19 protein-coding genes and 1 tRNA gene are annotated in these 20,530 nt (G+C 65.9%); 13 read left to right on the top strand and 7 right to left on the bottom strand.

The features are described 5' to 3' along the window. Position 1: 1 nt before the first annotated feature. Both FGL25_RS01565 and FGL25_RS01560 read right to left on the bottom strand, forming a co-directional pair. Positions 2-1,207: a sigma-70 family RNA polymerase sigma factor gene (locus FGL25_RS01565; protein WP_138140764.1), complete on the bottom strand. Its 1,206-nt coding sequence runs from the start codon at positions 1,205-1,207 to the stop codon at positions 2-4. A 294-nt stretch (positions 1,208-1,501) separates the two neighbouring features. Next, positions 1,502-1,714: a helix-turn-helix domain-containing protein gene (locus FGL25_RS01560; protein WP_138140763.1), complete on the bottom strand. Its 213-nt coding sequence runs from the start codon at positions 1,712-1,714 to the stop codon at positions 1,502-1,504. A 389-nt stretch (positions 1,715-2,103) separates the two neighbouring features. Between FGL25_RS01560 and FGL25_RS01555 the strand changes: the two genes are divergently transcribed. Beyond that, positions 2,104-2,436 carry a hypothetical protein gene (locus FGL25_RS01555; protein ID WP_138140762.1) on the top strand — a complete coding sequence of 111 codons (333 nt, stop codon included), beginning with the start codon at positions 2,104-2,106 and terminating at the stop codon, positions 2,434-2,436. A gap of 141 nt (positions 2,437-2,577) precedes the next feature. Here the strand turns inward: FGL25_RS01555 and FGL25_RS01550 are convergent, their stop codons facing one another. Then, a complete protein-coding gene (locus tag FGL25_RS01550) occupies positions 2,578-3,147 on the bottom strand; it encodes a hypothetical protein (protein ID WP_138140761.1) in 570 nt (189 codons plus the stop codon). Positions 3,148-3,279: 132 nt separating this feature from the next. On the opposite strand from FGL25_RS01550, the gene FGL25_RS01545 reads away from it, so the two are divergent. The 4 genes from FGL25_RS01545 to FGL25_RS01530 all read left to right on the top strand — a co-directional run bounded on the left by FGL25_RS01545 (position 3,280) and on the right by FGL25_RS01530 (position 7,996). Further along, a protein-coding gene (locus tag FGL25_RS01545; RefSeq protein ID WP_138140760.1) for an IS3 family transposase occupies positions 3,280-4,652 on the top strand; the annotation gives its coding sequence in 2 pieces (ribosomal slippage) (positions 3,280-3,637 and positions 3,637-4,652; 1,374 coding nt in all). A gap of 155 nt (positions 4,653-4,807) precedes the next feature. Then, the gene (locus tag FGL25_RS01540; protein ID WP_138140759.1) at positions 4,808-5,719 is read left to right on the top strand and encodes an acetoacetate decarboxylase family protein; all 912 of its coding nucleotides are present in this window, start codon (positions 4,808-4,810) and stop codon (positions 5,717-5,719) included. A 13-nt stretch (positions 5,720-5,732) separates the two neighbouring features. After that, positions 5,733-6,569 carry an alpha/beta fold hydrolase gene (locus tag FGL25_RS01535; RefSeq protein ID WP_138140758.1) on the top strand — a complete coding sequence of 279 codons (837 nt, stop codon included), beginning with the start codon at positions 5,733-5,735 and terminating at the stop codon, positions 6,567-6,569. Next, a complete protein-coding gene (locus FGL25_RS01530) occupies positions 6,566-7,996 on the top strand; it encodes a coniferyl aldehyde dehydrogenase (protein WP_138140757.1) in 1,431 nt (476 codons plus the stop codon). Before FGL25_RS01535 ends, FGL25_RS01530 begins: the two co-directional genes overlap by 4 nt. 161 nt (positions 7,997-8,157) lie before the next feature. Here the strand turns inward: FGL25_RS01530 and FGL25_RS01525 are convergent. Further along, a tRNA-Arg gene (locus tag FGL25_RS01525) sits at positions 8,158-8,234 on the bottom strand. A 298-nt stretch (positions 8,235-8,532) separates the two neighbouring features. Between FGL25_RS01525 and FGL25_RS01520 the strand changes: the two genes are divergently transcribed. Both FGL25_RS01520 and FGL25_RS01515 read left to right on the top strand, forming a co-directional pair. Beyond that, positions 8,533-11,067 (top strand): helicase-related protein, encoded by a 2,535-nt coding sequence (locus FGL25_RS01520; protein WP_138140756.1) that lies wholly within the window; start codon positions 8,533-8,535, stop codon positions 11,065-11,067. Then, on the top strand, positions 11,064-11,348 hold the full coding sequence (locus FGL25_RS01515; protein ID WP_138140755.1) for an RNA-binding S4 domain-containing protein: 285 nt from the start codon (positions 11,064-11,066) through the stop codon (positions 11,346-11,348). The genes FGL25_RS01520 and FGL25_RS01515 overlap by 4 nt, the downstream gene beginning before the upstream one ends. Here the strand turns inward: FGL25_RS01515 and FGL25_RS01510 are convergent. Further along, complete coding sequence (locus tag FGL25_RS01510) at positions 11,345-11,995, bottom strand: YceI family protein (protein WP_138140754.1); 651 nt, start codon at positions 11,993-11,995, stop codon at positions 11,345-11,347. The genes FGL25_RS01515 and FGL25_RS01510 overlap by 4 nt on opposite strands. A 169-nt stretch (positions 11,996-12,164) precedes the next feature. Between FGL25_RS01510 and fdxA the strand changes: the two genes are divergently transcribed. From fdxA to FGL25_RS01495, 3 genes are all read left to right on the top strand, one after another. Further along, positions 12,165-12,506 (top strand): ferredoxin FdxA, encoded by a 342-nt coding sequence (gene fdxA, locus FGL25_RS01505; protein WP_003166185.1) that lies wholly within the window; start codon positions 12,165-12,167, stop codon positions 12,504-12,506. A gap of 310 nt (positions 12,507-12,816) precedes the next feature. Next, on the top strand, positions 12,817-13,362 hold the full coding sequence (locus tag FGL25_RS01500) for a CarD family transcriptional regulator (RefSeq protein WP_046652322.1): 546 nt from the start codon (positions 12,817-12,819) through the stop codon (positions 13,360-13,362). A 184-nt stretch (positions 13,363-13,546) separates the two neighbouring features. After that, positions 13,547-14,788: a benzoate/H(+) symporter BenE family transporter gene (locus FGL25_RS01495; protein WP_138140753.1), complete on the top strand. Its 1,242-nt coding sequence runs from the start codon at positions 13,547-13,549 to the stop codon at positions 14,786-14,788. Positions 14,789-14,841: 53 nt separating this feature from the next. On the opposite strand, the gene FGL25_RS01490 is transcribed toward FGL25_RS01495, so the two are convergent. After that, positions 14,842-15,327 (bottom strand): DUF3617 domain-containing protein, encoded by a 486-nt coding sequence (locus FGL25_RS01490; RefSeq protein WP_232464085.1) that lies wholly within the window; start codon positions 15,325-15,327, stop codon positions 14,842-14,844. A gap of 228 nt (positions 15,328-15,555) precedes the next feature. On the opposite strand from FGL25_RS01490, the gene rpmB reads away from it, so the two are divergent. Both rpmB and FGL25_RS01480 read left to right on the top strand, forming a co-directional pair. Beyond that, entirely contained in the window at positions 15,556-15,852 is a 297-nt protein-coding gene (gene rpmB / locus FGL25_RS01485; protein WP_040346215.1) for a 50S ribosomal protein L28, read from the top strand. Positions 15,853-15,957: 105 nt separating this feature from the next. Beyond that, the gene (locus FGL25_RS01480; protein ID WP_138140752.1) at positions 15,958-17,652 is read left to right on the top strand and encodes a M1 family metallopeptidase; all 1,695 of its coding nucleotides are present in this window, start codon (positions 15,958-15,960) and stop codon (positions 17,650-17,652) included. Between the two features lie 3 nt (positions 17,653-17,655). Here FGL25_RS01480 and hemA read toward each other — a convergent pair whose 3' ends face one another. Beyond that, entirely contained in the window at positions 17,656-18,903 is a 1,248-nt protein-coding gene (gene hemA, locus FGL25_RS01475) for a 5-aminolevulinate synthase (RefSeq protein WP_138140751.1), read from the bottom strand. A 115-nt stretch (positions 18,904-19,018) separates the two neighbouring features. Here hemA and pdxR point away from each other — a divergent pair, with 115 nt between their 5' ends. Beyond that, positions 19,019-20,509 carry a MocR-like pyridoxine biosynthesis transcription factor PdxR gene (pdxR, locus tag FGL25_RS01470; protein ID WP_138140750.1) on the top strand — a complete coding sequence of 497 codons (1,491 nt, stop codon included), beginning with the start codon at positions 19,019-19,021 and terminating at the stop codon, positions 20,507-20,509. The last annotated feature ends 21 nt before the right edge of the window (positions 20,510-20,530 follow it).

The following is a 20,530-nucleotide window of genomic DNA, read 5'->3' as shown; positions in this document are numbered from 1 at the left end:
CTTATCGATCCAGGAAGCCGCGCAGGTGGCGACTGCGCGTCGGATGCCGCAGCTTGCCGAGCGCTTTGGCTTCAATCTGGCGTATCCGTTCCCGAGTCACGCTGTATTCTTGGCCGACACTCTCCAGTGTGTAGGTGCTGTCGAGTCCGATCCCGAAGCGCATACGCAGGATGCGCTCCTCTCTGGGGGATAATGTGGCGAGCACGTCGCCGAAACGCTCCTCCAGCTCCCTTTGAGATGTCAGATCGAAGGCCGATTCTGCCGTGTCCGGGAGGATTGAAAGAAGAGTCGTGTCCTCACCGATGAAAGCGTCGCCTTCCGCCACTTCCGTGACCTGTACATGCCACATCAACTTCATGAGTCGTTCTGGATCGACACCCAAGGCTTCCGCCAGTTGGTCGGCGGTCGGCGGCTTGCCGTTTACAAAAGTGAGCTTCGCCTGAGCGCGCCGGATGCGGACCATGCGTTCCTGAAGGTGGACCGGCAGACGCACGATCCTATCGCCATCGGCGATGGATCGCCTCATGCGTTGCTCGATCCACCACGTTGCGTAGGTTTTAAACCGAAAACCCCGTTCCGGGTCGTAGAGGTCGGCCGCGCGGAGCAGCCCGATCATGCCTTCCTGGATAAGATCATCAATGGTGAGATGGCGCCGCTCGCCGCGGCGGCGCGCGAGCATTTCTACATAGTGAATGTTCGAGGCAACGAAGGTCGCCTTGGCCCTGTCCGCGTCCCTTCGGACCCGTTCCACATATGCGGAATCCTCATAAGTGTTTTCCGGCAGACGGAGCGCGAGCTGAATTCGTCGGCCCAACTCTTTCTCCTCAACGTCAGTGAGGTATTGCACACGCCTGCGCGCGGTGCCTCCAGCAGGCACTATCTCATCTCTGATGAAGACGTCTTCATCATCCTCAATCAAGCGGAAACCCGCGACCGCAAGCTGGTCTTCAACCTCCATGCATTCCGCGACTGAAAGTTGCCTACGCAGGTAAGTGCGGTTCACATCAGCGCGCTGGAGTTCGCCGTCTCCTCTTTCGGCGTCCGCCGACAGGCTCTTAAAGACTCTCGCGACGACGTCCGGCCGGACAACGGCCGCGACTTCGTCGGCGTTCGACGCCGTCGTGGGAGCACCGTCCGCATCAAGTTCGTCGTCATCGGAGAAGCGAGAATCGTCCTGCGATACCTCGTCTTCGAGACTCTCTTCCATAACGCCCCCGTCGCCGGCGATATGCTCGCCAGCCTAGTGAACCCAGCCGCATTCCCTTGTTCTCTATCGCGCATAAGATGACCATCCTTGGGATATACGCAAGAGTAGAAGCGGGTGAGTGACTGGTGGTCACCTATCGCTTGCGCTCGCCGATCTTGATCATCCGCCGGTGATCAGAATGCTGCTTATGCCTCTCGCGCCCACAACGGACTTTCGGAGCGTCCGCTAAGAGTCAGGACCAGCCAGAATGTCGCGCCGAATGCCTAAGTTTATTTGAGCTCAATCAGAAATTGCTCACCGCTCTCGTTCGAAGAATTGACCTGGTTGGACGCACAGAATCTCAGAGAGGTGGACTAGGAGCCCGATACTCGGGAAACTCTGTCCGCGTTCGATCCTTCCGATTTGGCGCACGTCCAAATGAACTTCGGCGGCCAATCCCTCCTGTGTCATGCCCCGCGCTTGGCGGAACCGTCGCAGATTTCCGCCAATGATCTTTTCCCAGCCCATCTGCGGGAGATGTTAACGATCCGGTCACCACTTCCAGGACATTAGATGTCCTATTGGAAACGGGGGGAGCGTTATGGTCCTGTTGGGTATTTTGACGCTCATCGTTGCGATCGGATGCGGCGTACTGGTCTTACTTCGCAAGCTCTCTGCCACGCAGGCGGATGTTCGTCAGATACGCAGTGAGATCATCAACCTTCACTTTGATGTCGTGCGTCACCATCGACCGCCTTTCGGGCGGCGCGGGAAAACCGAGCCGTAATTTTCGCTACCTTTTACGAACTACTGCGGCATGGTTTTCTTCCATATTGTGACGCCTCAGGGCAGTTGCAGGCGTCGCACGACCACATACGGCGGCGTCTACGACGACCGTGTCCACCCTAGGTGAGACCATGCTGGAAACGACAACCATCACCCTGGCCGATGGCGGCGCCATCCTGACGGAACAGATAGTCATCCCTGACGGCATGATCCGCGACGTGCTGATCGAAGCGCGCTTCGGCGGGTTCCCTCACCAGTTCCCCATTTCCCTGGCCCCGTCGGGCACCAACGCCAGTCGATATCCAGGCTGTGCCCGTCCAGGCCACACAAAACTAATGCGCACCCGCGAGACCTGGCATTGGACCGACGGCCCGCCGCCGTCGCCGACGATCTTCAAGGGCATGCCGGTGATCGAATGGCTCTCGCGACCAAAAGTTGAATGGCGCGGCGACATAAAAATCTGATTTTGCAGGAAAATTCGATGAGTCACGTTTTGAAAAGACTCAAGACTTTCGGCCGAAAACAAAACGTGACTCGTCCGTAAAATATTGAGCGGCCAAGAGAAAATCCCTAGGCCGCTCCCGCGTCACGCTATGGCGCCTGCATCAGAGTTGAATACCGTCGGCTTCGCCAGCCTCACCCCAGAGATCAGACAGCGGAGGCAGAACAAGGCGATGTCGGTGCTGCCCCAGCTTGGCGGCCAACATATGCCCAGGACGTCCTGGGTCCATCGGCGGCGATTGGTAGACGGAAGTCGTTTTCGCCTCCGCGTCCACGCCCGCGAACGGATCATCGTCGACGAAATCATCGGCATCCCCTCCGTCGGCCTGATTCAACTTCATCATCGCCGATGCCGCAAATCCCTCGCGGTCGACCGCGTATCGGGCGATGATTGAGTGAACGCGGGCCAGTTTGTGCCCGGTCACCGAAGCGATTTCCAACAATGACGCGCCGGCCCTCTCCATCCGGCAGACCGCCGAATGGCGAAGAGTGGAGAGCAACATCAGAGGATCGCCATCCGATGTCACCGCGTGGCGTACTTCGTTGAAACGCGCGCCCAGACGCCCCTTGGTGAAACCCGTGCCCGTGTCCGCGTCGTTAAAGAGGTATGGGGAGCCTTCAATTCGCACTGCTTCAATCATGCGGCACAGCGCCTTGGAGACCGGGAATTTCACCAGCGCACCCGTCTTCGACTGTTTCAGTTGGAACCTGCCATACCGGTGTTCGGCGTCAGCGCCTTTGGCACAGATCTGGGGTTGCGGATAATGGAGGGATTGGGTCTCGTCGCAGTGACGTAAGGAACGCAGATGAGACCCAATCCCTCCAGCCCAAAATTGGCTGCCAAGCCCACCAAGAAGCCCGCCGAGGTGGTGGTGAAAGATATTCGCCGTGCCACACGCCGGCATTTCTCGGCCGAGGATAAAATCCGCATCGCGCTCGAAGGCCTGCGCGGCGAGGAGAGCATCGCTGAACTGTGCCGCCGCGAAGGCATCGCCCAGAGCGTGTATTATTCCTGGTCAAAAGAATTCCTTGAGGCTGGCAAACGCCGTCTGGCCGGGGACACGGCCCGTGCCGCCACCAGTGACGAGGTCAAGGATCTGCGCCGTGAAGCACTGGCTCTCAAGGAATGCGTGGCCGACCTGACGCTCGAGAACCGCCTGCTTAAAAAAAGCATGATCGCGGATGGGGGCGACCAAGAATGAGGTATCCCGCCGCAGAAAAGCTCGAGATCATCCGCCTCGTCGAGCAATCCCATCTGCCCACCCGACAGACGCTGGAGAAACTGGGCATCCCACGCCGCACCTTTGCCCGCTGGTATGCCCGCTACCTTGATGGTGGGCCTGAGGCGCTGGAAGACCGCCCCTCGGCGCCAAGCCGGGTATGGAACCGGCTGCCCGAGAATGTGCGCAAACAGATCATCGACATGGCGCTGGAGGAAAGCGAACTCTCGCCCCGCGAGTTGGCCACCAAATTTACCGATGAGAAGCAGTACTTTGTCTGCGAGGCCACGGTTTATCGCCTGCTCAAGGCACAGGATCTGATCGCCAGCCCAGCCTATATCGTCATCAAGGCCCGCGACGAGTTCCACACCAAGACGATGCGACCAAACGAGATGTGGCAGACCGACTTCACCTATTTCAAGCTGATCGGTTGGGGCTGGGTTTACCTCTCAACCGTGCTCGACGACTATTCCCGCTACATCATCTCGTGGAAGCTGTGCACCACCATGACGGCGGGCGATGTCACCGACACGCTGGACTTGGCGCTGGCCGCATCAGGTTGTGACAGCGCCACCGTGCTGCACATGCCGCGCCTGCTCTCGGACAATGGCCCGAGCTATGTCGCGGGCGAACTGGCCGCCTATATCGAGGCCCAGTCCATGAGCCACGTGCGCGGCGCCCCCTTTCACCCCCAGACACAGGGCAAGATCGAGCGCTGGCACCAGACCTTGAAAAACCGCATCCTACTGGAGAATTATTACCTGCCCGGCGATCTCGAAGCCCAGATCGAAGCCTTCATCGAGCACTACAACCACCAGCGCTATCACGAAAGCCTGGGCAATGTGACGCCCGCAGATGCCTACTTTGGCCGCGATCGGCAGATCCACGCCCAGCGCGCCGCCATCAAGAAACAGACCATCGAACATCGCCGCTTGCAGCACCGCAAGCTCGCCGCCTAAAAGCCAACCCCTGACGAGGCCCGCTCTCCGTTAACGCCACGCCAAACCTGCGCCAAATGTTTCGACGACGGACAGTCCGGCGCTTGACCTTCAACCGGGGTTCAAGCCTAGCGTCCCCGGTCCTGTCGCTCAGCCGCTGAAGGACATCGCCGCCCATGGCTGACACCCTGACGGAGGTCGGATTCGCGGGCCGCAAGGTCAAGGTTCCGGCCGGCGGCTATTACGACCGTTTCCGCTCCAATCCCGATCTGGACATGGTGGCGCGCGATCCGGCCGCCGGGAACATCGACTTCTTCCGCCGCATTCCCAAGCAGAAGTTGGACAGTCGCGTCGGTCCCGTCTGGGCGCCGAACTTCTACTACCGGTCCAGCAGCATCCAGTTGCTCTATCTGGCGCCCATCGACCGCCTGCGCGCCATGCTGCCCGAACCGCTTGAGCCCCTGAAGGCCCTGCCGGGCCATGGCCTCGTGGCGCTGACGATCTTCGCCTATTGGGTCTGCGACAACGACCCCTACAATGAGGTGTCGGTGGCCGTGGTGGTGCGCCGTCCCGGCGCGCGAGGATCGCACGCGGCGGAATTGGCGCAGTCGATGAAGCGGCGCAGCTTCTTCGCCCATGTGCTGGCCTTGCCGGTCAATACCGACATCGCCCGCGTGCGCGGCGTCGAGGGCTACCAGCTGCCGAAATGGCTGACCCCAATCGATGTCTCCTTTGGTTCGGAGATCACCGCCTCGGTCGCCGGCCCGGACGGGACGATGGACCTGGCTCTCAGCCTGCCGACGCCGTCGTTCCGCGAGGCGCCGTCCCAATCGCGCATGGGGACCAACACCATGCTCAACCGGATCGACGGGCAGTGGCGGCAGATCCCGGTGCAGTCCAACACCCTGTCCTTCGCGCAGACGATACTTCCGCGCGACGTGAGCCTGCGCCGTGGGGGCGGGCCGCTGACGCAACTGCTGGATGGCCTCGGCGCTTCCAGACTGGTCCAGCTGGATGTCGTTCGCGACGCCCAATTGGTCCTCAACATGCCCATGCCGCTGCAAACGGCCGGGGCGAACTGGCGATGACAGGAGAAGCCTCATGCCCTTCGTGACCACGACCGACGGCGTCGACATCTTCTACAAGGACTGGGGGCCCAAGGACGCCCAACCGATCCATTTCCATCACGGGTGGCCCCTGTCCTCGGATGACTGGGACAACCAGATGCTGTTCTTCCTCCAGCACGGCTACCGCGTCGTCGCCCACGACCGTCGCGGACACGGGCGGTCCGAACAGGTCAGCGACGGCCATGACATGGACCATTACGCCGCCGACGCCTCGGCGGTCGTCGAGCACCTCGACCTCCGGAACGCCATCCATATCGGACATTCGACCGGCGGCGGGCAGGTTGCGCGCTATGTGGCGAAGTTCGGCCAGCCGCAGGGGCGCGTCGCCAAAGCCGTGCTGGTCAGCGCCGTACCGCCGCTCATGGTGAAGACTGAGGACAATCCCGACGGCGTGCCGATCGAGGTGTTCGACGACTTCCGCAAACAACTGGCGGACAACCGGGCGCAGTTCTTCATCGACGTGCCGTCCGGCCCCTTCTACGGCTACAACCGCAAGGGCGCGAAGGCATCCCAAGGCGTGATCGACAACTGGTGGCGTCAGGGCATGATGGGCAGCGCCAAGGCCCATTACGAAGGCATCAAGGCGTTCTCGGAGACCGACCAGACCGAGGACTTGAAGGCGATCACCGTGCCGATGCTGGTGATGCAGGGCGACGACGACCAAGTCGTCCCTTACAAGACCGCGGCCCTCAAGCAGGACAAGCTGCTGCAAGACAGCAAGCTGATCCTCTACAAGGGCTTCTCGCACGGGATGCTGACGGTCAACGCCGACAAGGTGAACGCCGACATTCTGGCCTTCATCCAGGAATGAGGGGCGACAGTTTCCCCGAAGCGCCCAGCTCGGGCGCCGATCTGCTAGACCGTCAGAGGCGCGCCTTCCTTCGGGACGGCGCGCCGGACCTGCGGGCCAGGAAGGCCAACCTTCGTCGTCTCAGAACCGCCGTCCTGGCGCACCACGCCGAGATCGGAGAGGCGGTTAGCGCGGACTTCAGCCATCGTTCGCGGCACGAGACGGAGATCATGGAACTGGTCGCCGTCATCCAGGCGATCGACTACCTGAGCCGGAACCTTCGGCGCTTCATGAAGCCCGAACGCCGCCACGTCGGCATCCACTACCAGTCCGGCCGGGCTTACGTCGCCTTGCAGCCAAAGGGCGTGATCGGGGTGATGGCGCCGTGGAACTACCCGGTCTCCCTGACCCTGGTTCCCCTGGCGACGGCGCTCGCCGCCGGCAATCGCGCCCTTCTCAAGCCGTCGGAATTGACGCCGCGCACCAGCGCGGTGTTGAAACGCCTGCTGGAAGACGCCTTCACGCCTGAGGAGGTCGCGGTCGTTCTGGGCGGGCCGGAGGTCGGCGCCGCCTTCAGCGCCCTGCCGTTCGACCATCTGCTGTTCACCGGCAGCACGCCGGTGGGGCGCAGGGTGATGGCGGCCGCCAGCGAGAACCTTGTGCCCGTGACCCTCGAACTAGGCGGCAAGAGTCCCGCCGTCATCGCGCGGGGCCACGTCAATGCGCGGACCCTCGGCAGTCTCGTCTTCGGCAAGCTGGCGAACGCCGGACAGACCTGCGTGGCGCCCGACTATGCGCTGGTACACGAAGACGATCTGGAAACGTTCGTCGGGGGCTATGACGCCGCCGTGGCGCGCGCCTATCCTGAAGGCCCGACGGGCGCGGACTACACCTCGATCGTCAACGAGCGGCACTTCGAGCGCCTGAAGGGGCTGCTGGGCGACGCTCGGACGAAGGGTGCCCGCGTCATCGAAGTCGGCGTCCATCCGGAGACCGCTGAGACGCGCTCCCGCACCCTCGCGCCGGCCTTGGTGATCGGCGCCGGCGACGACGCGGGGTTGATGCAGGAGGAGATCTTCGGACCAATCCTGCCGGTGCGCACTTATCGCACGATCGACGAGGTGATCGCCCATGTGAGCGACCGCCCCCGGCCCTTGGCGCTGTATTATTTCGGCGACGAGGATGCGGGTTGCGCGCGTATGCTCGGTTCCACCACATCCGGCAACGTCGGGATCAACAACACGCTGATGCATGTCGCTCAGGAAGACTTGCCCTTCGGCGGCGTTGGCGCGAGCGGCATGGGCGCCTATCACGGCATCGAAGGCTTCCGCGCCCTGAGCCACGCCAAGGGCGTCTTCGTTCAGGGCCGCTGGAACCTGACGGGTTTGACCCGCGCGCCATTCGGCACATCGGCCGCAAGAGTGCTGAACGTGGTTCTGCGGAGATAAGGCGATATTGTTTGTCTTGGGCCGGGGGAGGCAGAGCCCCAACGCGCTCTCTGCGCCAGCACCAGCCGATACGAGACTGAAGGCTAAAGTTGCGATCAGTTCTCATATTGAGCCACCCTTAACTGGTTTTGAGCCAGTTCTAAGTGGTCTCGACACAAGAATGGCGACCCCGGGAGGACTCCAACCTCCGACCTCGGCTTTAGGAAAGCCTTGCTCTATGCAGCTGAGCTACGGGGCCACGGCGTCACTGCCTAAAGGAGGTTGCAGCGTCAGGGAAGCCCTTGCGGTCGCCCGTCACGTCACAGCATGCGCGCGGCCGTTCCGCCTTGTGGTTAAAGGCCGTTAAGCTACAATCTCTAGTATGGAACAAAGCCTGAATCGACGGACGTCGCCGATTCGGTCATGATTCGTTTCGCCCGTGTTCCAGCGTACGGTAAGGTTCCGCTTACCATTCGCCCCTGCCCTAGACATTCACGCTCTCCCCTCCCTCCGCGCCGCTTGTGAAAGCCTGCAGGGTTCGCCACCTTGGGCCGGTCATGAGCGACCGTTCCGCAGGCATGGCTCCATCGCGCGTCACGGCGATCCTGGGCCCCACCAACACCGGCAAGACCCATCTGGCGGTCGAACGGATGCTGGGTCACGCCTCGGGCATGATCGGCCTGCCGCTGCGGCTGCTGGCGCGCGAAATTTATGAGCGGATCGTCAAGCGGCGCGGGGCGGCCTCGGTCGCGCTGATCACCGGCGAGGAGAAGATCGTCCCGCCGCGCCCCGCCTATTTCGTCTGCACGGTCGAGGCTATGCCGCTGGAGCGGTCGGTCGATTTTCTGGCGGTGGACGAGATCCAGCTGGTCGCCGATCCCGAGCGCGGCCACGTCTTCACCCAGCGGCTGCTGCACGCGCGCGGACGGTTCGAGACCATGTTCCTGGGCGCCGGGACGACGGCGCCGCTGATGCGGTCGCTGGTTCCGGACGCGGAGATCGTCACCCGCGACCGGCTGTCGACGCTGAGCTACGCCGGGTCGAAGAAGCTGACGCGCCTGCCGCGCCGCAGCGCCGTCGTCGCCTTCTCGACCGAGCAGGTCTACGCCATCGCCGAACTGCTGCGCCGTCAGAGGGGCGGGGCGGCCGTGGTCATGGGCTCGCTCAGCCCCCGCACCCGCAACGCCCAGGTCGAGCTGTTCCAGTCGGGCGAGGTGGACTTCCTGGTCGCCACCGACGCCATCGGCATGGGGCTGAACATGGACGTGGACCATGTGGCGTTCGCGGGGTTGCGGAAGTTCGACGGGCGGCGCACCCGCTGGCTGCACGCCGCCGAGATCGGCCAGATCGCCGGGCGCGCGGGGCGGCACCTGCGCGACGGCACGTTCGGCGTCACCGGCGAGGCGGAAGAGCTGGACGAGGATCTGGTCGAGCAGGTGGTCGAGCACCGCTTCGACCCGATCGAGGCGGCCGAGTGGCGCAGCGGGCGGTTGGATTTCGATACGCTGCCTGACCTGTTGCGGTCGCTGACCGTGACGCCGGACCGGCAGGGGCTGCGGCTGACGGCTCAGGCGCTGGACGAGACCCTGTTGCGGCGCTTTGCGGTCGATGAGGACGTCCGGAAGATCGCCCGTTCGCGCGGCGCCCTGATGCGGCTGTGGGAAACGTGCCAGTTGCCCGACTTCCAGAAGACGACGCTGGACGAGCACGCCCGTCTGTCAAAGGAGGTCTTCACCGCCCTGACCAGCCGCCGCGGGCGGCTGACCGAGGAATGGGTCGCGCCGCGTTTCAACGATCTGGACCGCGACGACGGCCAGATCGACCAGCTGTCGGCGCGGCTGTCGGGGGTGCGGACGCTGAGCTACATCGCCAACCGGCCCGACTGGCTGGCGGGGGCGCAGGAATGGCGCGACCGAACCAAGGCGCTGGAGGAACGGCTCAGCGACGTTCTGCACGAACGGCTGACGGCGCGTTTCGTCGACCGGCGCACAGCGGCCCTCATGCGGGCGCTGAACGTGCGCTCCGACGTGCTGGCGGGCGTGGCCGACGACGGCGAGGTCACGGTCGAGGGCGAAGTGGTCGGCCATCTGGACGGGGTGTGCTTCACAGTCGACGCGGGCGGATCGGCCCTGGCCGACCGGGCGCTGCGGCAGGCGGCGACGCGGGCCGTGGGGCCGGAGGTGGCGCGGCGGCTGGGGCGGCTGGCGGCGGATGAGGACGCGGCCTTTTCCGTCACGCCCGACGGCGGGGTGCTGTGGAACGGCGCCCTGACCGGGCGCATCGTCAACGAAGACCCCTTCTCGCCGCGCGTGCGGCTGCTGGGCGAGCTGGGGCCGCCCCCCGCGCGCGAGCGGGCCGAGCGGCGCATGGAGGCCTGGCTGGCGGCCGAGGCGGGGCGGGCGCTGAAGCCGCTGAAGCGGCTGCGCCATGCGATCGAGAGCGGCGCCCTGACCGGCCTGCCGCGCGGGCTGGCGTTCCGACTGATCGAGGCGAGCGGGCTGATCCCCCGGCGCGAGGTCGAGCGCGATCTGGCGGCTTTGAGCCAGCATGAACGGCGCACGCTGAAGACCTTCGCCATCCGGGTCGGCGCCCATTCGGTCTGGCTGCCCGGCGTGATGAAGCCGCGCGGCGCAGCATTGGCGCAGGCCTTCCTGCCGCGCGAAGCGATCAACGGCCTAGCGGGCGAAGGTCTGTCGGCTCTGCCGGAACCGCCGCCGTCGGCGCGCGCCCTGTCCGCCTTCGGCCGCCGCTCGGTCGGGCGCTGGACCGCGCCGGTCGAAACGCTGGAAGCCTTCGCCGACGCCCAGAAGGCGGCAGGCAAGGCGCCGCTGTCGGATGAAGCCCTGGACAGCCTCGGCTGGACGGCAGATCAGGCCAGGGCCATCCAGGCCGCCCTACGCACGCCGCGCGCCGAGCGAGCCACGTCCTCCGGCAAATCGACGCCCCCGCCCAAGGATTCGCCCTTCGCCGCCCTGGCGCAGCTGACCCAGCCGCCCCGCCCGGCCCCCTCCGCCAAACCCAAGGCGGCGCGCCGATCCCGGCGTCGCCCGCGACGCGCCGCGTCTCAGGGGGCGGGCCAGAACGCCGAATGAGCCTCGAAAGCTGCCGCATCGACGTCTGGCTGTGGCGCGCGCGCTTCGCCAAGACGCGCAACCTGGCCGCGGCCATGGTCGAGCAGGGCGCGATCCGCCTGACGCACAACGGCGCCCAGTCCCGGCTCGACAAGCCCAGCCGCAGCGTCCACCCCGGCGACGAAGTGCTCTTCGCTCAGGGCGGTCGCCTCATCGCCGTGCGCGTGGTGCGGATGGGCGAAAGGCGCGGCCCGCCCGAGGAAGCCCGCGCCCTTTATGAGCCGCTGGACGCGCCGCCCTAGCCCGCCGCCTTAACGAACTCGCCTTCGATGTGCAGCTTCACCTCGTCGCCCAGGGCGGGCAGGCCGAAGTTGATGCCGAAGTCGGAACGCTTTATGGTCGCCTCGCCGTCGAAGCCGGCCTTATAGCCGCCGCGCGTCGGGCCGGCCTGATTGAACTCCACCTCCATGACCACCGGACGGGTCACGCCGCGCAGGGTCAGCTCGCCGTGGACCGTCGCCTCGTCGCGATCATCGGCGTCGACCATGATCCGGGTCGAGCGGAAGATGGCGACCGGATGGTTGGCGGTATCGAAGAAGTCCGCCGTCTGCAGATGGCGGTTCAGCCCGTCCGAGTTCGACGCCACGTCCGTCAGGGGAATGGTCGCGGTCAAGGTGCTGGCGGACGGGTTAGCAGGGTCCAGCTTCAGCTCGGCCTGGACGTTCACGAACTGGCCGACATAGGTGGAGAAGCCCAGATGATCGACGGACCAGGTGATCTTGCCGTGCTCCGGATCCAGCTTGTAGTCGCCGGGCTGGACCTCGGACGGAACCTTGGTCAAGGCGGACTGGGCCACGACCGCGCCGCCGGCCAGAAGGCTCAACGCCAGGCCGGCCGCGCCGATGCGGCCGAGGACGGAACGAGAGATGAAACCTTGATTGAAACGCATGGGGACAGGCCTCCGGGCGGACGATGATCAGGCGTCATGACGGTGAAGCGCGGCCCGGCGCCGTCGGGCCTGAACAGCTTTGCAACAGCGCCTTCGGTTGACAGTTGGTTCCGTCGGGGCCATGTGCGCGCCCTCGACCTCATCGCTGCCACAGGCCCGCCCGAACGCCATGACCTACATCGTCACCGACGCCTGCGTGAAATGTAAGTTCATGGACTGCGTCGAGGTGTGTCCGGTGGACTGCTTCTACGAGGGCGAGAACTTCCTGGTCATCGCGCCCGACGAATGCATCGACTGCGGCGTGTGCGAGCCGGAATGCCCCGTCGACGCCATCGTCCCCGACACCGAGGACGAACCCGACGGCAAGTGGCTGCAGGTCAACGCCGAATACGCCAAGGTCTGGCCGAACATCACAGTCAAGGGCGTGCCCCCGGCGGATCGCGAACAGTATGAACGCGAAACCGGCAAGTTCGAGAAATACTTCAGCCCCAAGCCGGGCAAGGGCTCCTAAGAATTTGCCACAATGCGGTCACAATGCGCCGATCCTCGTCGCGCGCCCTGTGGATGTTTTGAGATTTTCTAATTTTATGATAGGTTCCTCCCTATTCGAAACGGGCGGTTCCGCAACTCTGCGCGCCGCCCGCATTTACGACAGAACCTCGCCGCTAGAGACGAGGTCGGCCAGAGGTTTGGTGATCCGTTTTCGCGTCTGACAGTGCGATCCTCCGCCTCAACCGCCGGGCCCAGCGCTCGGCGGAGGGGCGGTTTTTCACTATCTGCGTGGCGACGATCTCATCCCGACGGTTCGGGAAAGGAATGACATGACGAGCAAGACCGGTCTGGAATTCAAGGTTGGCGATGCGGTGGTCTATCCCGCGCATGGCGTCGGCAAGGTCGCCGCGATCGAGACTCAGGAAGTCGCCGGCATGGCGCTGGAAGTCTATGTCGTGACCTTCGAACACGAGAAGATGACCCTGCGCGTCCCGACCAAGAAAGCCAAGACCGCCGGTCTGCGCACCCTGGCCGCCGACGACACCGTCTCCAAGGCCCTGACGACCCTGAAGGGCCGCGCCCGCGTCAAGCGCACCATGTGGTCGCGCCGCGCCCAGGAGTATGAAGCCAAGATCAACTCGGGCGACCTGATCTCCATCGCCGAGGTGGTCCGCGACCTGCACCGCGCCGAGACGCAGCCGGAACAGTCCTATTCCGAGCGCCAGCTCTATGAATCGGCCCTGGACCGCATGGCCCGCGAAGTCGCCGCCGCCAACAAGATCGACAAGGACGCCGCCATGGCCCTGCTGGGCAAGTCGCTCAGCGCCAAGAAGCCGGTCGCTCCGGCCGCCGAGGCTGAAGCCGAGGCCGCCTGATCTCAGGCGATCCGCAAACGACGCGAAAGGCCCGGCGGCGACGCCGGGCCTTTTTCATGAGCGCCGTCGGCGAGCGCTCGGCGAAACCAAATGGTCTGGCGAAATGGCCATGAATGGACAGGTCTGACCAGCCATTGATCCTCTAGGAGCGCGCGCATCGTCGTCGTTCGCAGAGGCCCTCCCCATGTCCATGCCCGCCCCCTCTCCCCCCTTGCGGTGGAGCGACCTGCTGCACCCCGTCGTCGCCGGACTGATCTCGGTCATCGTCAACTATGGCGGCACCTTCATCCTGGTGTTCCAGGCGGCCAAGGTCGCGGGCCTCAGTCCTGAGCTGACCGCCTCCTGGGTCTGGTCGATCTCCATCGGCGTGGGGACGACGGGCCTATGGCTGAGCTGGCGCTACAAGGCGCCGATCATCACCGCCTGGTCCACGCCCGCGGCGGCCTTCCTGGTCACGGCCCTGGCGGCGACCTCCTACGCCGAGGCGATCGGCGCCTATCTGATCTCGGCGGCGGCCTTCGTCGTCCTGGGGCTGTCCGGCGGGTTCGACAAGGTGATCCGCCTGATCCCGCCCGCCATCGCCGCCGCCCTGCTGGCGGGGATACTGCTGCCCTTCGGGGTTCAGGCCTTCGGCGGCGTCGGCCTCGACCCTGTTCTGGCGGGCCTGCTGATCCTGGCCTACGTCGTGCTCAAGCGGTTCACCGCCCGCTATGCGGTCGTGGGCATCCTCGTGCTGGGGCTGGGCTTCCTGCTGACGCAGGGGCGGGTCGACCTGTCGGGGCTGGAGCTGAAGCTGGCGGCGCCGGTCTTCACCATGCCCGCCTTCTCGTTCAAGGCGCTGCTCAGCCTGGCCATCCCCATGTTCCTGATCACCCTGACGGGCCAGTATATGCCGGGCATGCTGGTGCTGCGGAACGACGGCTATGCGGTCAACGCCAACCCCCTGGTCACGGTGACGGGGCTCGGGTCGCTGCTGACGGCGCCGTTCGGGTCGCACGCCTTCAATGTGGCCGCCATCACCGCCGCCATCTGCACGGGCAAGGAGGCGCATGAAGACCCGTCCAAGCGCTGGATCGCGGGCGTGGCGGCGGGGGTGTTCTACATCTTGATCGGGGTGTTCGGCGTGACCCTGGCGGCGGTCTTCATGGCCCTGCCCTCCGTCTTCATCACCACCCTGGCGGGGCTGGCCTTGCTGGGCGCCATCGGCGGCAGCCTGGCGGGCGCCCTAGTCGAGCCGAAGTCCCGCGAGGCGGCCCTGATCACCTTCCTGGCGGCGGCGGCCAACATCCAGCTGTTCGGAATCGGCGGGGCCTTCTGGGGCCTGGTGATAGGGCTGATCGCCTATGCGGCCCTGAACGGCGGCCTGGCGGCCTTCGCCAAGAGCCTGCTGCCGGCCAGACCCGCGCCCGAGCGTCCGGCGGAATAGGGCGCAAAGGAACAGAGGCCGGGTCTCGCGTCCCGGCCTCTTCCAAAATCAGATCAGAAATACTCGGCCCCGGCCGGGCACTGGGCGGCCAGGCGGCGCGCGGTGATGCTGGCCGGGATATAGGGCGTGCCGCGCGCCAGCTGGGCGCCGCCGTTGAAGCGGAAGGCCTGCTCTTCATAGGTGCCGTTCAGCCGCACATTGATGCGGCGGCCCTTGCGATCCTGACAGCTGCCTTCAAAGCGCGCGCGGCCGTCGCCGACCTGGCGGGTCGGATAGGTGCACCGCCACTTGCGCGTCGACAGACCGCCGAAGAATCGATTGATCTCGCTGGGCCGCACGCACTTCTGCTCAGTGTCGCGGGCGCCCATGACGCTGGTGGTGTACTCCCAGTAGCCGGGCAGAACCTCGGATTGGGCGGCCGACTGGGCCTGAGGCGCGGACGCTGGCGCGGCCAGCATCACGGCGCCGGCGGCCACAGGGGCGACGACAGCCATCAGCCGGGCGAAGGGGAACAAGGTCTTCATGGATTTGCCGTTCATGGGACTCATCATGGGTCTGCTCTATATAGTCACGCCTTGAACGACTGCTGAACGAAGGCGATCCCTCGCCTTCAGAATGACTCTGTCGCGCCGGACGACGACTCCAGCCTTGACGCCCGGCGAGTCCTTCCTCTATACGGCCCCCTCTCGCGCGGGCCTCCTTGCTCGCCGCGTCCCTGTTTCATGCGTCCGCACCGGTATCGCGGATGTGACCTTGAGGATCTTCAGATGTCGCGTCGCTGCGAACTCACCGGTATCGGCCCCATGGTCGGCCATCACGTGAGCCACTCCAACATCAAGACCAAGCGCCGCTTCCTGCCTGCGCTGAAGACGGTCAAGGTTCAGTCGGAAGCTCTGGGCCAGACCTTCTCGCTGCGTATCTCGAACGCCGCCCTGCGCACCCTGGACTTCAAGGGCGGCCTGGACGCCTTCATCGTCAAGGCTCGCGACGAGCAGCTGTCGATCGCCGCCCTGCGCATCAAGCGCCAGGTCCGCGCCAAGCTGGCCGAGCAAGCCGCCGCCTGATCGGCGTCGACTGACGGATTTTGAAGAGGCCGGTGGAGACGCCGGCCTTTTTCTTTTGCGCGCCGCGCGGCTAACCTCAGGGTTCGTCCTGCCGGAGCTTCAGCCTTGCGTCCTCTCGTCGCCCTCTGCCTGACCACGGCCCTGCTGTCGTCGCCCGTTCTGGCGCAGGAGGCGGCGCGCGAAACCACGGCTTTCACCCTGTCCAGCGGCGCGCCGCGCACGGCGGAGCAGTTGGCCCTGCGCTTCGACAAGGCGGACCTGTCCTTCAGGCTGCTGCCGGAGACTCAATCCCTCGAAGGCGTCGCCGTCCTCGACTTCACCGCCACGGCGCGGACTTCGGCGGTCGTGGTCGAGCTGGACGCGGTCTTCGCCATCGCCGCCATCACCGTGGACGGGCAGGCGGTCGCCGACTGGTCCAACCCCGAGGGGCGGCTGACCATTCCCATGCCCCACCCCCTGACGGCGGGCGAAAGCGTTTCCGTCCGCATCGCCTATGCTGGACGCCCGCATCAGGCCAAGCGCGCGCCGTGGGACGGCGGCTTCGTCTGGACCACGACGCCTGACGGCCAGCCCTGGATCGCCAGCGCGGTTCAGGGCGAGGGCTGCGACCTGTTCTGGCCCTGTATCGACCATCCGCAGGGCGAGCCGGAGCAGGTGGATCTGCACATCACCGTCCCCTCAAATCTCAGCGCCCCCGCCAACGGACGCTTCCTCGGTAGGACCGACAACGGCGACGGCACGACCACCTGGAACTGGACCGCGCGCCAGCCTGACACCTACGCCATCAGCCTGAACGTCGGCCCTTATGTGGAGATGGCCGCCGACTATCGCAGCCGGTTCGGCAATGTGATCCCCTTGCGCTTCTGGCGGCTGGCTTCGGCCGATCCGGCCAAGGCGCTGGCGCTGTTCGACGAGTTCCCGCAGATGCTCGACTTCTATGAGGCAAGCATCGGCCCCTTCCCTTTCGGTGACGAGAAGATGGGCGTGGTCGAGACCCCCCACCTGGGCATGGAGCACCAGACCATCAACGCCTACGGCAACGGCTACAAGCTGGACGGCAAGGGCTACGACTGGCTGCTGCAGCACGAACTGGCGCACGAATGGTTCGGCAATCAGCTGACCAACGCCGACTGGGACGACATGTGGCTGCATGAGGGTTTCGGCACCTATATGCAGCCGCTCTACGCCCGCTGGCTGAACGGCGAGCGGGCCATGCAGGCCGAGCTTCAGACCATGCGGCTGGCCCTGGCCAACCGCTTCCCGGTCGTGTCCGGCAAGCCGCAGGACGCGGGGACCGTCTATGACGACAAGACCGGCCCGGCGCTGGATCTCTATTACAAGGGCGCGCTGATCGCCCACACCCTGCGCCTGCACATCGGCGACGACGCCTTTTATGAAAGCCTTCGCCGTCTGGTCTATGGCCGCCCCGACCCGCAGCCGGGGAACTTCCGGCCGCGCTACGCGACGACGCCGGACTATGTGGCCATCGTCAATGAAGTGAGGGGCCGCGACATGGGCTGGTTCTTCGACGCCTACCTCTATCAGGCGGCCTTGCCCGATCTGGTTATGACGCGGCAGGGCGAGCGGGTGACGCTGGAGTGGGAGACCGCAAACGGCCGCCCCTTCCCTCTGCCGGTCGAGGTCGAGGTGGACGGCGTCGTGCGCGCCCTGCCCATGACCGACGGCCGCGCGACGTTCGAAGCGCCGCCGGGCGCGCACATCCTGCTGGACCCCGGCTCAAAGGTCTTGAGACGGCTGGAGTATCTGGAGCGGTGGAAGGCGGCCTCAACCGCCGACTGACGCTCAGGCCGCTTCCAACTGGAGCCGCCCCAGGGCCGCGAACCGGCGCCAGTCGGCGTTGTCGGCCCAGACGGCGGCCAGAGCCTCCAGCAGATGCTCCTCGTCGTCGTCGTTGTGCAGCGGCGTCGGCGTGACGCGCAGCCGCTCGGTCCCGCGCGGCACGGTGGGGAAGTTGACCGGCTGGATATAGACGCCGTGCTCATCCATCAGGGCGTCCGTCACCGCCCGCGCCGTGGCCGCGTCGCCGATCATCACCGGCAGGATATGGCTGGGGCTGGGCAGGACCGGCAGACCCAGCCGCTGCATCCCCGCCTTGATCGAGGCGGCGCGCGCGGCCAGCGTCCGACGCGGCGCGCCGTCGGCTTTCAAATGTCGCAGCGCCGCCCGCACCCCGGCCACGACCGAGGGCGGCAGGGCCGTGCTGAAGATGAAGCCCGGCGCGTGGCTGCGCACGAAGTCCACCGCCGCCGCATCGCCCGCCACATAGCCGCCCATGGCGCCAAACCCCTTGCTGAGGGTGCCCTGAATCATGCTGATGCGGTGCGACTGGCCGTCGCGCTCGGCCACGCCCGCGCCGCGCGCGCCGTACAGGCCCACGGCGTGAACCTCGTCCAGATAAGTGAAAGCGCCGTGCTTTTCGGCCACGTCGCAGATCGCGGCGATGGGGGCGAAATCGCCGTCCATCGAATAGCAGCTCTCGAAACAGACCAGCTTGGGCCGATAGCGGCAGACCCCGCTCATCAGCCGGTCCAGATCGCGCCAGTCGTTGTGGGCGAAAATGTGCTTCTCCACGCCCGAGCGCCGCATGCCCTCGATCATGGAGGCGTGGTTCAGGGCGTCGGAAAAGATCACCGCCCCCGGCAGGCGCGAGGCCAGCGTCGACAGGGCCGCGTCATTGGCCGCATAGCCGGAGGTGAACAGCAGCGCCGCCTCCTTGCCGTGCAGATCGGCCAGATCGCGCTCCAGCAGGACGTGTTCGTGGCTGGTGCCCGAGATGTTGCGCGTGCCGCCCGCGCCTGCGCCATAAGTACGGATCGCGGCTTGCGCCGCCTCGACCACCTCGGGGTGGACGCCCATCGACAGATAGTCGTTCGAGCACCAGATGGTGATGGTCCGCTCGCGCCGATGATCCCAGGCGTAGGGCGCGCCCTTCGACAGCCGCTCCAGATCGGCGAAGACGCGATACCGGCCCTCCTGCTTCAGATCATCCAGATCGCGGCTGAAGAAGTCGGCGAAGTCGAAAGCGCCCATGACATCACATCCCATCACAGGACGGGCGGCGATATTGCCATCCCGCCGGGGGCGTGACACCTAACGCTATATTGGCCGGATCATTCCAGCCACTTTGGAAAGAACCTGCAGACCATTGCTGAAGCGCGCCCAGCTGGAATCCGTCCAGGCCTTCATGGACCACCCGGCCCAGTCCGGCCTGCCCCTGCACGCCCGCATCCAGCGCGCCGTGCGCCAGTTGATCGTCGAGCGGTCGCTGACGGCAGGGCGGCCCCTGCCCTCGTCGCGGACGCTGGCCCGGTCGCTGGGCGTGTCGCGCGACACGGTCGAGACGGCCTATGCTCAGCTTCACGCCGAGGGCTTCATCGAGCGGCGCGTCGGCAGCGGCAGCTTCGTCTGCGAGCTGACCGAACTGGGTCTGAAGCGCGGGGTGCTGCGCCCGGCGGGCCGCCGCCCGGCCCTGCTACCGGCGACGGCGCCGACGCTCAGCAAGCGCGGGCAGGCGATGGCCGACAGCGGAGGTCTGCGCGATCCCTATGCTCCGCTGGCCTTCTCGCCCGGCGTGCCGGAGACGCGGCTGTTTCCCTTCGCCCAGTGGGACCGGCTGCATCGCCTGACCCTGCGCGAGGAGGGCGCCGCCGCCCTGCACCACGGCGACCCGCAGGGCCATCCGCGCCTGCGCCGCGCCATCGCCGGCTATGTGAACCTTGAGCGCGGGGCGCGCGCCGATCCCGACCAGATCCTGATCCTGACCAGTTCGCAGCAGGCCCTGTCCCTGTGCGCGCGGGTGCTGGCCGATCCCGGCGACGGCGTCTTCATCGAAGACCCGGCCTATCAAGGCGCCGCCAAGGCGCTGGACGCGGCGGGGCTGAAACGCCTGCCCGTGGCGGTCGACGCACAGGGGCTGCGCACCGACGACCTGCTGGCCCGACGTGAGGACGGGCGGGCGGTCTTCGTCACCCCCTCGCACCAGTTTCCGACCGGCCGCACCCTGTCGCTGGACCGACGGCTGGCCCTGATCCAGTGGGCGGCCGAGCATGACGCCTGGATTCTGGAAGACGATTACGACAGCGAGTTCCACTACGCCGGGCGGCCGACGGCCTGCGTTCAGGGCTTGGACCCGCACGACCGGACCCTGTATCTGGGCACCTTCACCAAGTCGCTGTTTCCGGGTCTGAGGCTGGCCTATCTGATCCTGCCGCGCCCGCTGGTCGAGCCGATGGTCGCGGCGCGCAGCCTGATGGACGGCTTCACCGCTTCGGTGGCGCAACTGACGCTGGCCCGCTTCATCGAGGACGGCCGGTTCGGCGCCTATGTCCGCACCATGCGCGGCGTCTATGCGGAACGGCTGGATGCTCTGGAGGCGGCGGTGAGGGCGCGCCTGCCCCACGTCGTCACGCCCGACCGACCCGCCGGCGGGCTGCAAATGCCCTGCTTCCTGAAGGACGGGTTCGACGAGGCCGAGACGGTGCGCGCGGCCCGGCGCGTCGGCGTTCACCTGACCGGCCTGACGCCCCTGCACGACGCGGGCGCGGGCCGCCCCGGCTGGCTGATGGGCTTCGCCGCCTCGACCCCAGCCGAGATCGACGCCGCCGTCGATCGGCTGGCGAAAATCTTCCCCGCGTGATCGACGCTTACAAAGCGGTCT

The organism is Brevundimonas vancanneytii, assembly GCF_901421975.1.
GTDB lineage: Bacteria > Pseudomonadota > Alphaproteobacteria > Caulobacterales > Caulobacteraceae > Brevundimonas > Brevundimonas diminuta.
The sequence above is the reverse complement of the archived record's forward strand: the minus strand, read 5'-3'. Positions and strand labels throughout refer to the sequence as shown.

What these genes read in the sequence shown, in the direction of transcription:
- FGL25_RS01565 (WP_138140764.1), bottom strand. Translation starts at nt 1,207, where the DNA reads ATGGAAGAGAGTCTCGAAGACGAGGTATCGCAGGACGATTCTCGCTTC.
- FGL25_RS01560 (WP_138140763.1), bottom strand. Translation starts at nt 1,714, where the DNA reads ATGGGCTGGGAAAAGATCATTGGCGGAAATCTGCGACGGTTCCGCCAA.
- FGL25_RS01555 (WP_138140762.1), top strand. Translation starts at nt 2,104, where the DNA reads ATGCTGGAAACGACAACCATCACCCTGGCCGATGGCGGCGCCATCCTG.
- FGL25_RS01540 (WP_138140759.1), top strand. Translation starts at nt 4,808, where the DNA reads ATGGCTGACACCCTGACGGAGGTCGGATTCGCGGGCCGCAAGGTCAAG.
- FGL25_RS01535 (WP_138140758.1), top strand. Translation starts at nt 5,733, where the DNA reads ATGCCCTTCGTGACCACGACCGACGGCGTCGACATCTTCTACAAGGAC.
- FGL25_RS01530 (WP_138140757.1), top strand. Translation starts at nt 6,566, where the DNA reads ATGAGGGGCGACAGTTTCCCCGAAGCGCCCAGCTCGGGCGCCGATCTG.
- FGL25_RS01520 (WP_138140756.1), top strand. Translation starts at nt 8,533, where the DNA reads ATGAGCGACCGTTCCGCAGGCATGGCTCCATCGCGCGTCACGGCGATC.
- FGL25_RS01515 (WP_138140755.1), top strand. Translation starts at nt 11,064, where the DNA reads ATGAGCCTCGAAAGCTGCCGCATCGACGTCTGGCTGTGGCGCGCGCGC.
- FGL25_RS01510 (WP_138140754.1), bottom strand. Translation starts at nt 11,995, where the DNA reads ATGCGTTTCAATCAAGGTTTCATCTCTCGTTCCGTCCTCGGCCGCATC.
- fdxA (WP_003166185.1), top strand. Translation starts at nt 12,165, where the DNA reads ATGACCTACATCGTCACCGACGCCTGCGTGAAATGTAAGTTCATGGAC.
- FGL25_RS01500 (WP_046652322.1), top strand. Translation starts at nt 12,817, where the DNA reads ATGACGAGCAAGACCGGTCTGGAATTCAAGGTTGGCGATGCGGTGGTC.
- FGL25_RS01495 (WP_138140753.1), top strand. Translation starts at nt 13,547, where the DNA reads ATGTCCATGCCCGCCCCCTCTCCCCCCTTGCGGTGGAGCGACCTGCTG.
- FGL25_RS01490 (WP_232464085.1), bottom strand. Translation starts at nt 15,327, where the DNA reads ATGAACGGCAAATCCATGAAGACCTTGTTCCCCTTCGCCCGGCTGATG.
- rpmB (WP_040346215.1), top strand. Translation starts at nt 15,556, where the DNA reads ATGTCGCGTCGCTGCGAACTCACCGGTATCGGCCCCATGGTCGGCCAT.
- hemA (WP_138140751.1), bottom strand. Translation starts at nt 18,903, where the DNA reads ATGGGCGCTTTCGACTTCGCCGACTTCTTCAGCCGCGATCTGGATGAT.